We start from the raw sequence: 13,682 nt of genomic DNA on the forward strand, positions 1-13,682 counted from the left end.
TCTTCGCGGCCACCACCCCCAACCCCGGTAAGACATACCGAAGACCCGGATCAACCACCTAATTTCGCAACACCCCGACAAACGTGGCATAACTGGCCTGTCGACGCCTATAGATAGTGCGTGACCCTGCTGAGTTGGAAACGCGTCGAGGCCCGCGCAGACGACGACTTCGTCGTCGCACCCGGTGAACGGCTGGACTGGCCCCGAACCATCGGCATCGGCGCGCAGCACGTGGTGGCCATGTTCGGCGCCACCTTCCTGGTTCCGGTGCTCACCGGGTTCCCGCCGTCGACCACGCTGCTGTTCTCCGGCGTCGGCACCGTGCTGTTCCTGATCATCACCGGTAACCGGCTGCCCAGCTACCTGGGTTCGAGCTTCTCGGTGATCGCCCCGGTGACGGCGGCGGTCGCCTCCCACGGCACGGGCAGCGCACTGGGCGGACTCATCGCGCTCGGCGTGCTGCTCATCATCGTCGGCGCCGTCGTGCACCTGATCGGGACCCACTGGATCGACCTGACGCTCCCGCCGGTGGTGACCGGGGCGATCGTCGCGCTGATCGGCTTCAACCTGGCCCCGGCAGCAAAGAACAACTTCGAGAAGGGGCCGGTCGTCGGGCTGGTGACGCTGGTGGTTCTGGTCGCGACGCTGGCGTTCTTCCGCGGCATCATCGGACGGTTGGCGATCTTCGGGGCGGTGCTGATCGGTTACCTGCTGGCGCTGATCCTCGGTGAGGTCGACACCTCCGCGATCGCGGCGGCGCCCTGGCTGGGTCTGCCCCACTTCCAGACGCCGACCTTCACCGTCGCGGTGCTGCCGCTTTTCCTGCCAGCGGTGATCGCGTTGATCGCCGAGAACATCGGGCACGTCAAGTCCGTCGGACAGATGACCGCGACGGACATGGACCCGCTCGTGGGTCGCGCCCTGGCGGCTGACGGGCTGGCCACCGTGCTGGCCGGGGCCGGCGGCGGATCGGCGACCACCACCTACGCCGAGAACATCGGGGTGATGGCCGCCACCCGGGTCTACTCGACCGCGGCGTACTGGGTGGCGGCCACAGTGGCGATCGGATTGTCGTTGTGCCCCAAGGTCGGAGCCGCGATCTCGGCCATCCCTCCGGGGGTCCTGGGTGGTGCGACCGTGGTGCTCTACGGTCTCGTCGGCATACTCGGCGTGCGGATCTGGCTCACCAACCACGTGGACTTCGCCAAGCCGATCAACCAGATGACGGCGGCGATCCCGTTGATCATCGGGATCGCCGATTTCACCTGGACCGCAGGCTCATTGACGTTCACGGGCATCGCCCTGGGCTCCATCGCCGCGCTGGTGGTCTACCACGGGATGCGCTTGCTGCAGATCGCCGGCGGGCGGCGAGACTCACTGCCCCAGCGCGTTGACCACCGCGGAGAACACGACGGGTAGCGCCGCGGCCGCCGGCGTGATGCCCGCCCGTACCGGCCGAAAGCCGCTGCCGTACAACAGCGCTGCGGTCAGGAACCGGTAGCGCCGGGTCAGCGCCCGCCACTGCCTGTCGTAGTCGCCCGGCCGGTCCGCCAGCACACATCCGACCAACAACTCGGCGGCACCGAATGCCAGGCCCATGCCCTCGCCGGTCAGCGCGTCGATGTAGCCCGCCGCATCCCCGACCAGCAGCACGCGGCCCGCAGTGCGCCGACGTACCTTCTGCCGCAACGGGCCCGCCGCCCGGTCCGTGCCGTGAGGGCACGCGCGGATCCGGTCGGCCAATGCCGGGAACTTCTCGAGGTGCTGCTCGAACCGTCCGCGAGCCGACGTCAGGATCGCCACGCCGACACAGTCGTCGGCGACCGGGGTCACATAGGCCTCACTGGCATCTCCATCTCGGGCCCAGTACACCTCGACGCAGTCCGACCACGGCGCGATCCGGACATGGCGCCGGATGCCCCATCGTCGCCGCGGCCCGTTGTCCTCTGCCAACCCGAGCGAACGCCGGATCGGTGAGTGCAAACCGTCGGCCGCGGCCAGATATCTGGCCTGGAACCCCGCCGCCGATACCGACGTCGAATCCTGGTGCACCGCACCGACTTCGCCCTGCACCACCTTCACCCCGGCTGCGGCCGCCGCGTCCGACAACGCCGCGTGCAGCACCGTGCGCCGCACACCGCGACCGGCTTCGCCGGAGAACCGGGCCTCGGCAACGCGGCGGCCATCCAGATAGCGGATGCCGCGGAACGCCCGCCCCTCCGCATCCACCCCAAGCTCGTGCAGGTGACGCACCGAATGCGGCATCAGGCCCTCACCGCAAGCCTTGTCGATCGGGCCGCACCGACGTTCCACCACCACCGTCTCGAGGCCCGCGCGCGCCGCGTGCACCGCGGTGGCCAGACCGGCCGGCCCGCCGCCCGCAACCAACAGGTCGATCATGTCAAACCTTGCAACGCATCGTTTTCCACCCGGATCCGGGTCCGCAACAACACCGCGTTGGCGACGGTGAAGAGCAACGCGGTGAGCCAGGCTCCTCCCACCAGCGGCAGGGCCACACCCTCGGTCACCACCGCGACGTAATTCGGGTGCGACACCACCCGGTACGGACCACCGGTCACCCGCGCAGCGCCCGGTATCACCACCACCCGGGTATTCCACTGGCGCCCCAGCGTCGTGATGCACCACCACCGCAGACCCTGCGCGGCCAGCACCAGAGCCAGCATCGAGCGGCCCAGCCACCGGCGGTAGGGGCGCCGACGCGCCTCCAGCAGTGCACCGGCCAGCAGCCCGGTGTGCAGGGCCACCATCACCGGGTAATGCCCGGCACCGAACTCCTTGCCGCCGTTGGTCTTACTCCACTGCAGGTTGCGCCGGGAGACCACGAGTTCGGCCACCCGCTCGACGGCGACCGCGGCGATGAGGACCGTTACGGTTCTGCTTCCCATCAGCGCCAACGCAGCAGGACGAGTTCGGAGCAGAAGCCCGGGCCCATGGCCATCAGGACTCCTGGGGTGCCTGGGGCGGGACGCTTGCAGATGGTGTCGCGCAACACGTGCAACACCGACGACGAGGATAGGTTGCCCACCTCGGCCAGCGACTGCCAGGTCAGATCCAGTGCGTCGGAAGGGAGTTCGAGTGTCTCGATGATGGCCTCGATCACCTTGGGGCCGCCCGGGTGGCTCACCCACGACTCGACGTCGCCGACCGTGAGGCCGTGTGCGGCAAGGAAACCTGTGACGTCATCGCCCAGATACCGGCCTACGAAGCCAGGCACCTCGGCGCTCAGCACGATCTCGAACCCGTCACTACCGATGTCCCAGCCCATGGCGTGCAACGAATCCGGATACAGGTGGCTGCACGAGTCCAGGACATCCGGCCCACTCGGGTCGAGCTTCTTTGCCCGCTGGGCACCGACGGCCACCACGGCCGCCGCACCGTCGCCGAACAGGGCGCCTGCCACCAGCGTCGGCATCGACGGATGATGCTTGCGCGTCAGCGAACACAGCTCCACCGACACCAGCACCGCAACCTTGTCGGGAGCCCCACGCAGATAGTCGTTGAGCCGCGCGATGCCGGCCGCGCCGGCCACACAGCCCAGACCGAAGATCGGCATTCGGCGCACATCGGGTCGCAGTCCCAACCTGCCTGCGATGCGCGCATCGAGCGACGGGACCACTGCGCCGGTGACCGTCGTGGTGATGATCAGATCGACGTCCTGCGGGCGCAGGCCTGCCTCTTCGAGCGCACCCGACAGCGCCTGGCAGCCCAGCTCGGTCGCGTGGTCGATGAACAGGTTGTTGGTTTCACCGAAATCGCTGAGCGATGCGTACTCTTCCAGCGGCCTGACCAGGTAGCGACTGTTGACCTTCGCGCTCTTGTGCAGCGCCCGCACCACGTCGGCGACCGCGTCATACCCGGGCAGCTCCAGCAGGGCCTCGGTGACCTCGTCCTGGGTATATCGATTGGGTGGGAGAACACCGTGAACGCCGGCGATTGTGCTGTGACTGACAATGTGGCCGAAGTCAATTCCCATACCCGTACTACGGAGTCGCCCGCGGTCGGGTTCACCGGAATGCGGTGAATTTTCTGATTCAGCGTGGGCGGCGATTTCGTTTGTCGTGCGACGGAACCCCGTTGACCCCGTCGATCGACATCGCATAGCTACCCACAGCAAACGCCGCCGCCGGCCCCATGATGGACAGCGCATGGGCATCGACATTGTCGACGGTGTCCCGCGGGGTGTGGTAGTTCGGGTCGAACGGCTGGCCGGCCTTACCGCCCCAGAGCCGCGCCTGCACTTCCGTTTTGCGTTGCGACGACCCCGTGGTGGTACCGCCGATCGGCACCCCGGCGGCCAGGAACGCGGTGTAGTCGGTGGTATCGCTCAGCGGCATGTCAGCGGGCCGCACCCCGGCGAGGTTGAGATAGCCGGCCAGGGTGCGCTCGATGCCGGCCGAACCGTCGGGAACCGCCTTGACCACCGTCGCGACGGACTGGTCGCCGTCGTAGGTGAAGTACCCGGCGTTGGTCGAGCCCAGCATCTCGAAGTTCAGGTACAACGCCACATCCGTGAGCTGGCCCGCGTCGAGCCCTCGCACATACTGCGTCGAACCGTCGAGCCCGGTCTCCTGGCCACCCCAGAACGCGAACCGCACCGCGTTGTGGACCGCAGGCGAACTGCCCAGCTGCAGTGCGGTTTCCAGCAGCGCGGCCACGCCGGTAGCGTTGTCGTTGATGCCTGGGCCACCGCGGATGCTGTCCAGGTGCGCTCCGGCCATCACGACATCGGAGGTGGATCCGGTCTTGGTCTGCGCCACCAGGTTTCGCGACTTGATCAGCTCGGATTTGCCGTCCAGAGTGAGTTTGACGGCGGCCGACGTACCGAGCAGCGCGGCATCGGCGGTCTTGTCGATGATGCCGACCGGTACCTTCAGCTGTCGGTAATAGCCCGGGGTGAACAACCCTGTGGGGCTGGGTTTCACGGTGCTGACCACCAGCAGCCCGACCGCGCCCTGCGCGACGGCGGTGTCCTGTTTGACCACCACCGAGCATCCGGTGTCGTCGACGACCGCGATGGCTCCGGTCATCTTCTTGGTACCGTAATCGGCGGCCGTGCAGCCCGCGAGCTTGACCGGGTGCAGGGTGGGAGCGTTCAGACCGCCGGGTTGCGTCTGGACCATCAGCGATCCCTGAACCACCGGGTACCGGGTGCCGTCGACGACCAGCGCCGGATCGCCGCCCTGCATGGGGCCGAGCCGGTCGAATTCCGGTGTCTGTACGTCGAAACCCTTGTCCTTCAACAGCTTCGAGACGTAATCGAGGCTGGCGTCGTACCCGGGAGTGCCCTCCGCACGGTTACCGCCGTTGGCCTCGGCGATCTCGGCGAACTTGCGAAGGTGCGTGTACATGGCGTCGACGGTGATCCGGCCCGCCAGATCGTGCGACAGATCAGCGGGCGGCGGCGACTGCGATGAACACCCGGCGACGGCTACAGCCACCAGCGCCGCGGCCCAACCGGCCTTCACGAGGGCGTGACCTCGTGGCGGGTGCGGTCGGATCTGATCGGAATCCCGTTGCGGCCGCTCTGATCCTGCGCGTACAGCCCGGTGGCATAGGCGACTCCCTCGCCGTGGATCTGCAGCGCGGTCGGGTCGACGTGGTCGATGGTGTCGGTGGCCTGGTGGTAATTCGGGTCGAACGGCTGGTCGACCTTGCCCTGCCACAGCTTGGCCTCCTCCTCGGACATCTTGTCCTCGGCACCCGAGAACAACCCGCCCGCCGGGATACCGGCCAGGGTGAATCCGTCGTAATCGGACCGGCCGTCGAAGCTGGTGTCCCGCGGCGTCTTTCCGGCGTTCTGCAGGTAGGTGGCCAAGGTGCGTTCGATACCCGCCGATCCCTCCGGCACCCTGGCCGGACCGCTGGGATCCGGTGGTGCGGACTGGTCACCGTCATAAGTGAAGTACCCGGGGTTGGGTGAGCCCAGCATGTCGAAGTTCAGGTACATCGCGATGTCCTTGAGCGCTTCGAGGTCCAGCGACTCCACATAGTTGCGGGAGCCGAGCAGGCCCTCCTCCTCGGCACCCCAGAACCCGAAGCGGACGGCGTTCTTGACGTCGGGCGAAACACCGAGCTGCAGCGCGGTTTCCAGAACCGCGGCGACGCCGGAGCCGTTGTCGTTGATGCCGGGGCCCTCGGGCACGCTGTCCAGATGCGCGCCCAGCATGACCACGTCGGAGGTCGAACCGGTCTTGGTCTGGGCGATCACGTTGCGGGTGTGCTCGGTGCGGACACCCGCGTTGAGCTTGATGGTGGTCGGACCGGGAGCCGCGCGCAGCCGGGCGCCGTCGGCCTTGCTCACGCTGACCACCGGGATCTTGACGTCGGTGCGCTCGCCGAGCGTGCCGCCCATCTGGTCCCCGTCCTGGTTGTTGGCGACGATCAGCGCCACGGCCCCGCGTTCGACGGCCGCGGTCTCTTTGGCGCTGAACGCGCAGTGCCCACGGTCGACGAGCACGACCGCACCGGCGACCGGCAGCCCGTCGTAGTCCTTGGCCTCACAACCCGGGGAATCCCCGGTGCGGGCGGGCACCAGCGGCCCGGACACGCCATCGGCGCCGGTGCCGATCGTGTACAGCAGCGGCTTGGCGGTCACCGGCTGACCGCCCACGGTGACCTGCGGGTCTTCGGAGAACGGTATGCGCACCTGAAACTCGGGGGTTTGTACGTCGAAACCCTTGTCGCGCAGGGTTTTCGCGACATAGTCGACACTCGCGTCAAATCCCGGCGTGCCGAGCGCACGGGTGTTCCCGTTGGCGTTGGCGATGTCTTGCAGCTTCTTGAGGTGCCCCATCATCGCGTCAACCGACACCCGGTGACGGAGCTGCTCGGCGAATTCACGGGCCGCGGGTGCGGCCGCGGGCGTATCGACGTTGAGTTCGGTCTTGCTGTCACATCCGGCCAAAGCCGCGGTCAGCATCACCGCACCAAGGACCGCCCCCGTCACATTGCGTCGCATTGCACCCACCGTAGTGGGTAGCTCCGCGGGCAGGCGGCGATGACCGGTCGCGTGCCGCCGAGGATCGTCAGGCGTCGGCCTTCAGTGCGTTCAGATAGCGGTTGGTGACGAATCTCTGCGCAACAGCGGCGGGAATCGCGCCGAGCCGGCTCCACCACGTGGCGGGCCGGGAGAACGCGACCACATCCACATACACGCTGCCTTCGTCATACCGGACAGCGAACAATTCCTCCCCGGACTCGGGATGCCCGAGCAACGTCCCGTAGGCGAAGCCGCGGCGGTCGGGCTCATCGATCGTGTAGACGACCCGCCCGTACGCCAGCACCGGCCCCAGCCTGATCGTGAGCAGCGCCCCTTCCTCGGCGACCTCCGACGAGGTCTGGATCCGTAACCCCGCGCCCCGTTGCACACCCCAGTGCATCAACCGGTCGGCAGCATTCTCGAAGCAGCTGCGGCCCTCACCGAGGGCAGCGGTCCGCCGGATGTGGTGATAGCCGCTCGGCAGCACACCGGCAGTCGCTCCGATTTCGGCGTAGTTCAAGGGTTTGCGGTCCAGCGCGGCCCAATCCATGTCAGGCATCCCTTCGGTTCAGCACCGCGACCGCCACGACGAAGACCACCACGACGAGCATGACGAAGTAGACGAGTGATCCCGTCTCGCCCCACGGGATGTTGAAGGTCGGGAACAACCATTCCACGTCGAGGAAGCGGAACATGTTCGCAAACGGCAGCCACGGGCCGAGCTGCACACCTGTGGAGGGCAGGTTGGCCAGCAGCGGCTCGGCGACCAGCGGCCACAACAGCAGCACCGCGACGGCGCCGGCCGCGAACCGGATCAATGCGCCGACCGCCACCCCGAGCACGGCAGCCAGCGCGGCGTAGAGCGCGAAACCGCCGGCCACCGACCAGGTCGCCGCGCTGACCAGCGACAGTTGCGCGCCGACCACCGGTTCGGCGAACAGCCGAGCCACCATCACCGACGCCAACACCATCGCCACCGTGCAGACCGACGAAAACGCCGCGGCCACAATCGCCTTCGCAACCAGCACCCAGGTGCGGTTCGGGGTGGCCAGGAACGTCGTCCGGATCAGGCCGGTGCGGTACTCGCCGGTCACCGTCATCGACGCCAGGATCATCAGGACCGGCACCCCGAACACCGCCACCCCCAGCGCGGCCTTACCCGGCGGCAGCGGGGTGAAACCGTAGGAGGTCCAGCCCTGCAGCGCCGCCACCCCGAGGCTCAACGCGGCCACCCCCAGCACCGACCACAGCGGCGAGCGGGTGGTCGACAGTTTGATGCGTTCGGCATCGAGCACCGCCAGCGCGCTCATGGCTTGCCCGCCCGGTAGTCGACGGCGTCGTCGGTGAGTTTCAAATACGCCTCCTCCAGCGAAGCCGACCGCGTGCTCAGTTCGTGCAACACGATCGAATTGCGGGCAGCCAGTTCCCCGATCACCTCGATGGCCGCACCACGCACCGTCAGCGCGTCGCCGTCCACGTCGGCCTGCAACCCGGCGTCGCCCAGGACCTCGGCCAGAGTGACCAGCTGCGGACTGCGCACTCGCACGGCATTGCCCGACCCGCTGACGAACTCCGCGACCGTGGTCGACGCGATGAGCTTGCCCTGGCCGATCACCACCAGCCGGTCTGCCGTGTTGGACATTTCAGCCAGCAGATGGCTGGACACGAACACCGTGCGTCCCTCGGCGGCCAGGCTACGCATCAGCGTCCGCACCCAGTGGATGCCTTCGGGGTCCAGACCGTTGACGGGCTCGTCGAACAACAGCACCGGCGGATCCCCCAGCAGCGCCGCCGCAATGCCCAAGCGCTGGCTCATACCCAACGACAGCGTCCCCGCCGCCCGATCACTCACCGATTCCAAACCGACGGCTTCGAGCACCTCGTCGACGCGTTGGACCGGGATGCGGTTGGCCGCCGCGATCCAGCGCAGGTGATTGCGCGCGCTGCGGTTGGGGTGGGCCTGGCGCGCGTCGAGCAACGCCCCGACGGTTCGCAGCGGATCACGCAGTTCGCGGTAGTGCTTGCCGTCGATCGTGGCCGTGCCGGCGTTGGGGCGGTCCAGCCCCAGGATCAGCCGCATCGTCGTCGTCTTGCCTGCGCCGTTGGGCCCGAGAAACCCGGTGACCACACCCGGTTCGACGGTGAACGTCAGGTCGTCGACCGCGCGGTGGGTTCCGTAGAGCTTCGTCAGCCCGGCGATTTCGATCATCGTCGTCCAGTATTCCCATCTCCGAGCGCCGCCGTCATGTCGCGAACGTCGACGCGCCGCGGCCAGTGGCCTTCGCGGCGCGAGTCGCTGTTGGCGCGCTCGCCATACAGAACGATTTGCTCCAGAAACATAGGCAAATCCCTGATTCGCCGCCCCCTGCGGCTGCGTAGCGTCGATCAGCAGACTACCTGCGCAGCGCTTTCTGGAGGTCACAGCTATACGGGCCCAGCTCAGGGTCAGTTATCCATTCATTGTCAGCAGCACCAACAGCCACCACCGCAACACATTTCACCGCAACCGCACATTGCGCCGACCCGAACGGACGAAGGAATTCGACGATGGACAGTAAGTCGAAAGGGGTTGCCGCGGCAGCGCTCGCCGTCGGCATGATCACAGCAGCAGGCACCGCGTCAGCCATAGCTGCCGAGCCGGGACGTTCGTCCACGCCGGCCGGATCACCAGCTCTGCTGAACCTGCCCGAGCGCGGTGGCTCATCCGGCGGAACGTCTGGGAGTTCGGGCAGCTCGGAAACGTCGGGACACTCGAGGACATCGGGTAGCTCGGGGACATCGGGTAGCTCGGGGACATCGGGTAGCTCGGGGACATCGGGTAGCTCGGGGACGTCGGGTAGCTCGGGGACGTCGGGACACCCGAGGACGTCGGGGTCGTCGGGTAGCTCGGGCGCCTCCGGAAAGTCAGGCACCTCGGGAAGCTCGGGCAGCTCCGGAAAGTCAGGCACCTCGGGAAGCTCCGGTAGCTCAGGCAGCTCCGGCACATCCAGCACCTCTGGCAGCTCCGGTGACAACACCTCCGGCGGCACCTCCGGAACCTCGGGCACCTCCGGCAGCTCGGGCGACAACACCTCCGGAAGCTCCGGCACCTCGGGAAGCTCCGGCACCTCCGGCAGCTCCGGCGACAACACCTCCGGAAGCTCCGGCACCTCCGGCACCTCCGGCGACAACACCTCCGGCGGCACCTCCGGCACGTCGGGAAGCTCGGGCAGCTCAGGAAGCTCCGGCAGCTCAGGCGACAACACCTCCTGCGGCACCTCAGGCACGTCGGGAACCTCCGGCACCTCCGGCAGCTCCGGCGACACCCCCTCCGGCGGCACCTCGGGCACCTCGGGAACCTCCGGCACCTCGGGAAGCTCCGGCACCTCCGGCAGCTCCGGCGACAACACCTCCGGCGGCACCTCGGGCACGTCGGGAACCTCGGGCACCTCGGGAAGCTCCGGCACCTCCGGCAGCTCCGGCGACAACACCTCCGGCGGCACCTCGGGCACGTCGGGAACCTCGGGCACCTCGGGAAGCTCCGGCACCTCCGGCAGCTCCGGCGACAACACCTCCGGCGGCACCTCGGGCACGTCGGGAACCTCGGGCACCTCCGGAAGCTCCGGCACCTCCGGCAGCTCCGGCGCCAACACCTCCGCCGGCACCTCGGGTACCTCCGGCACCTCCGGCAGCTCCGGCACCTCGGGAAGCTCGGGCACCTCGGGAAGCTCGGGCAGCTCCGGCGACAACACCTCCGGCGGCACCTCAGGAACCTCCGGAAGCTCCGGCACCTCGGGAAGCTCCGGTAGCTCAGGCAGCTCCGGCGACAACACCTCCGGCGGCACGTCGGGAACCTCAGGCAGCTCAGGAAGCTCCGGTAGCTCAGGCGACAACACTTCCGGCGGCACCTCAGGAACCTCCGGAAGCTCCGGCACCTCGGGTAGCTCCGGCGACAACACCTCCGGCGGCACGTCGGGAACCTCAGGCACCTCCGGCAGCTCCGGCACCTCGGGAAGCTCCGGCGACAACACCTCCGGCGGCACGTCAGGAACCTCGGGCACCTCCGGGACCAGCGGCCAAACCTCCGGCAGCTCCGGACAATCGTCAGGCGCTACGTCCGGGTGGTGGGGTCACCACGGTGAGAACCACGCCTTCTTCGAGCGGATCCGCGGATTCTTCCACCGGCTATTCGGGTTCTTCGGATAGGACTCGGGCCGGCTATGAGCAGATCCGTCTTGAGACGTGCGATCGCGAGCGTCGCGCTCGCCTTCATCGTGGCGGCGATCGTGATCGGCAATATCCCCGCTTCCGCTTTGCGGACGGCCCTCGACACGGTGACCGAACCTTTTCGCGAGGTGGCGGGGATCGAACAATTCTGGGCGATGTACTCGAACCCGCGCGACATCTCGGCCTACGTGGACGGCCACGTCGACAACGCCGACGGGACGTCCATCGTGTATGCAGTGCCGGGCAACCGTGGGATGGCCGCGTACTCCGATTACCGATGGCAGAAGTACATGGAGATGATCCGGCCGGACGACGGAAAGTCACTGTGGCCCGCCTACGCGGAATACCTGGCAGACCGCGCCCGATCCGAAGGACATGATCCGGTGCGCGTCACGCTGGTTCGACGGTGGGCGCAAACACTCCCGCCCGGACCAGGGCCGGCGCACGGCCCATGGCAGGAAGTCACGATCTACGTTCGCGATGTGAGGTCGTCGTGACGGCGAGGCCCTTTTCCCGTTTGTGGTCGTCGTGGCAGCGGTTCTGGTTCGAACCGCAGGAGACTTCGAGCCTCGCGTTGTTCCGGATCGCATTCGGACTACTCGCCACGGCATGGACCGCCACCCTCATACCTGATCTGTTCGCGTTCTACGGCCCTCGCGGAATCCTCCCCGACAACACCGCGCACGGCCTCGGACAGTGGGGACTCCTGGCGCTGTCGAACAATCCGGTTCTGTTGCTTGGGGTGTTCGCTGCGACGTTGTTCAGTGCGCTCGCATTGACAGTGGGATTGTTCACGCGAGTCGCCGCAATCGTGGTGTGGCTCGGCATCGTGTCCTTGCAGCATCGGAATCTGCTGGTCGGGAATGCGGGCGACCTGGTGGTGCGTGATCTGGCGTTCTTCTGCGCGCTCGCGCCTGCCGGTGCGGCGCTGTCGATCGATCGCATTCGCAAAGCGCCAGGCCAATTTTGGCAATTCCCGTTACGCGCGCCGTGGGCGTTGCGGCTGATCCAGATACAGATCAGCGTCGGATACCTGTCAGCTGTGTGGCACAAGGCGCAGAACGAACTGTGGACACAGGGCACCGCGGTGTCATACGCATTGCGACTGGACGACGTCCATCGACTCCCGACGCCCGATTTCGTCACGCACTCGGTGATTGTGACCAACATGCTCACCTTCGGCACAATGCTCGTCGAACTTGCTCTGGCAGTGTTGATTTGGAACCGCAAGGCTCGCCCGTGGGTCTTGGTTGCAGGTGTGTCGTTGCATCTCGGGATCGATTCGTCGATCCTTGTAGGCTTTTTCAGCTACGCCATGCTGGCGAGTTACCTCTGCTTCGTGCCACCGGAAAGCGCGACGCGGTTCATTCTGATGTGCCGAGATGTGGTCATCCGTTGGGCAGCGCGTGCCGCCGGATCCATTCCCCGGACGTCCTGGAGCCCTGGCGCCCCCGACGTCTCGCGAGTGTGAATCGGCTGCGAAAAATCGGCCGGCAACTCGCAGAGGATTCACACTCGCGGAACGCCTGCAGCCGAGATCCGCTTGATGATGTCGGCCTCGCCGTCCATGCACGTGACGCGGATATGGGTCCACCCCATGCGCGTCACCGTTTCTGCCTTGTGGATATCCCGATTGAAGCGACGGCGGTCCGTTCGATGCTGCTCACCCTCGTAGTCGGCGGCGGCATTGACGTCCTCCCAGGCCATGTCGAAAACCCCTACCAACACTCCATATTCGTCATGGACGGGAACCTGGGTACGCGGTCGCGGAAACCCTGCCCGGACCGCGAGCAGCCTCAGCCAGGTTTCGCGCGGCGACTCTGCTCCGGCGTCGACCAAATCCAATACTGTTCGTGCCCTTTTGATTCCCCGACGACCGCGGTAGCGCTCGACGAGCAAATCGACATCGGCCATCTTGAGGTGTGTCGCGTTGGCGAGAGCATCGATCAGAGCCACCGCCTCGTCGACCGGGTAACGACACGCCAGGTCGACGGCGGTGCGGGCAGGCGTGGTCACCGTAACTCCACGAACGACGGTGATCTCGTCGTCCTCGAAACGATCAGCCCAGGTGCGTATCCCGGTCGGACGACGACGGTTGCCATGGATCAGCTCGGCCGGCTGTCGCGCATCGAGCCATTTCGATCCGAGCAGCGCTGCGGCCGACCGCCCTGCGACCACTGCGCGGCGACCCGACCACAACCACGCAGCTGTTGCTTTCGACTTGGCGGTGAGCACGGTGTCGCGCGCCACATACACGTCCGGATAGATCGCCACGCATCTGGTGCGTAGTTGATACGCCGTCAACCTGCCCGATGCGATGGCTTCGGTCCCTATGAATGGCTCCCCCATGCGGGGAGTGTGCCGAAAGCCACCGACAGATTCGCGAGTGTAAATCGTCTGCGAAAAATCGGCCGAAAATTCGCAGAGGACGCACACTCGCGGGGCTGGGGCGGGAAAGTCGGGGCGGGACCGAGAC

Annotated in this window: 13 protein-coding genes; 3 read left to right on the top strand and 10 right to left on the bottom strand. The window is 67.0% G+C overall.

Annotation, left to right across the window (positions count from 1 at the left end):
* The first annotated feature begins 120 nt into the window (after nt 1-120).
* A complete protein-coding gene (locus BST13_RS37615; protein ID WP_083171225.1) occupies nt 121-1,419 on the top strand; it encodes a uracil-xanthine permease family protein in 1,299 nt (432 codons plus the stop codon).
* Here BST13_RS37615 and BST13_RS37620 read toward each other — a convergent pair.
* The 9 genes from BST13_RS37620 to BST13_RS39580 all read right to left on the bottom strand — a co-directional run bounded on the left by BST13_RS37620 (nt 1,375) and on the right by BST13_RS39580 (nt 11,040).
* Nucleotides 1,375-2,400 (bottom strand): NAD(P)/FAD-dependent oxidoreductase, encoded by a 1,026-nt coding sequence (locus BST13_RS37620; RefSeq protein ID WP_083171227.1) that lies wholly within the window; start codon nt 2,398-2,400, stop codon nt 1,375-1,377. The genes BST13_RS37615 and BST13_RS37620 overlap by 45 nt on opposite strands.
* Nucleotides 2,397-2,906 (bottom strand): isoprenylcysteine carboxyl methyltransferase family protein, encoded by a 510-nt coding sequence (locus BST13_RS37625; protein ID WP_083171229.1) that lies wholly within the window; start codon nt 2,904-2,906, stop codon nt 2,397-2,399. The genes BST13_RS37620 and BST13_RS37625 overlap by 4 nt, the downstream gene beginning before the upstream one ends.
* On the bottom strand, nt 2,906-3,994 hold the full coding sequence (locus BST13_RS37630) for a type III polyketide synthase (protein ID WP_083171231.1): 1,089 nt from the start codon (nt 3,992-3,994) through the stop codon (nt 2,906-2,908). Before BST13_RS37630 ends, BST13_RS37625 begins: the two co-directional genes overlap by 1 nt.
* Before the next feature lie 58 nt (nt 3,995-4,052).
* The gene (locus BST13_RS37635) at nt 4,053-5,486 is read right to left on the bottom strand and encodes a M28 family peptidase (RefSeq protein ID WP_083171233.1); all 1,434 of its coding nucleotides are present in this window, start codon (nt 5,484-5,486) and stop codon (nt 4,053-4,055) included.
* Nucleotides 5,483-6,979, bottom strand: a complete 1,497-nt coding sequence (locus BST13_RS37640) for a M28 family metallopeptidase (protein ID WP_083171242.1) — start codon at nt 6,977-6,979, stop codon at nt 5,483-5,485. The genes BST13_RS37635 and BST13_RS37640 overlap by 4 nt, the downstream gene beginning before the upstream one ends.
* Nucleotides 6,980-7,046: 67 nt before the next feature.
* The gene (locus tag BST13_RS37645; protein ID WP_083171235.1) at nt 7,047-7,550 is read right to left on the bottom strand and encodes a DUF1990 domain-containing protein; all 504 of its coding nucleotides are present in this window, start codon (nt 7,548-7,550) and stop codon (nt 7,047-7,049) included.
* 1 nt (nt 7,551) lies between these two features.
* A complete protein-coding gene (locus BST13_RS37650; protein WP_083171236.1) occupies nt 7,552-8,310 on the bottom strand; it encodes an ABC transporter permease in 759 nt (252 codons plus the stop codon).
* Nucleotides 8,307-9,209, bottom strand: a complete 903-nt coding sequence (locus BST13_RS37655; RefSeq protein ID WP_083171238.1) for an ATP-binding cassette domain-containing protein — start codon at nt 9,207-9,209, stop codon at nt 8,307-8,309. Before BST13_RS37655 ends, BST13_RS37650 begins: the two co-directional genes overlap by 4 nt.
* Nucleotides 9,210-9,393: 184 nt before the next feature.
* Nucleotides 9,394-11,040, bottom strand: a complete 1,647-nt coding sequence (locus BST13_RS39580) for a hypothetical protein (RefSeq protein ID WP_211296284.1) — start codon at nt 11,038-11,040, stop codon at nt 9,394-9,396.
* A 159-nt stretch (nt 11,041-11,199) separates the two neighbouring features.
* Between BST13_RS39580 and BST13_RS38920 the strand changes: the two genes are divergently transcribed.
* Both BST13_RS38920 and BST13_RS37665 read left to right on the top strand, forming a co-directional pair.
* Complete coding sequence (locus tag BST13_RS38920; RefSeq protein WP_142282950.1) at nt 11,200-11,703, top strand: hypothetical protein; 504 nt, start codon at nt 11,200-11,202, stop codon at nt 11,701-11,703.
* Nucleotides 11,700-12,677, top strand: coding sequence for an HTTM domain-containing protein (locus BST13_RS37665; protein ID WP_158087270.1), 978 nt, complete (start codon nt 11,700-11,702; stop codon nt 12,675-12,677). The genes BST13_RS38920 and BST13_RS37665 overlap by 4 nt, the downstream gene beginning before the upstream one ends.
* A gap of 38 nt (nt 12,678-12,715) precedes the next feature.
* On the opposite strand, the gene BST13_RS37670 is transcribed toward BST13_RS37665, so the two are convergent.
* Entirely contained in the window at nt 12,716-13,555 is an 840-nt protein-coding gene (locus BST13_RS37670) for a hypothetical protein (protein ID WP_083171241.1), read from the bottom strand.
* Nucleotides 13,556-13,682: the final 127 nt, after the last annotated feature.

The organism is Mycobacterium aquaticum, assembly GCF_002086485.1.
Lineage (GTDB): Bacteria > Actinomycetota > Actinomycetes > Mycobacteriales > Mycobacteriaceae > Mycobacterium > Mycobacterium aquaticum.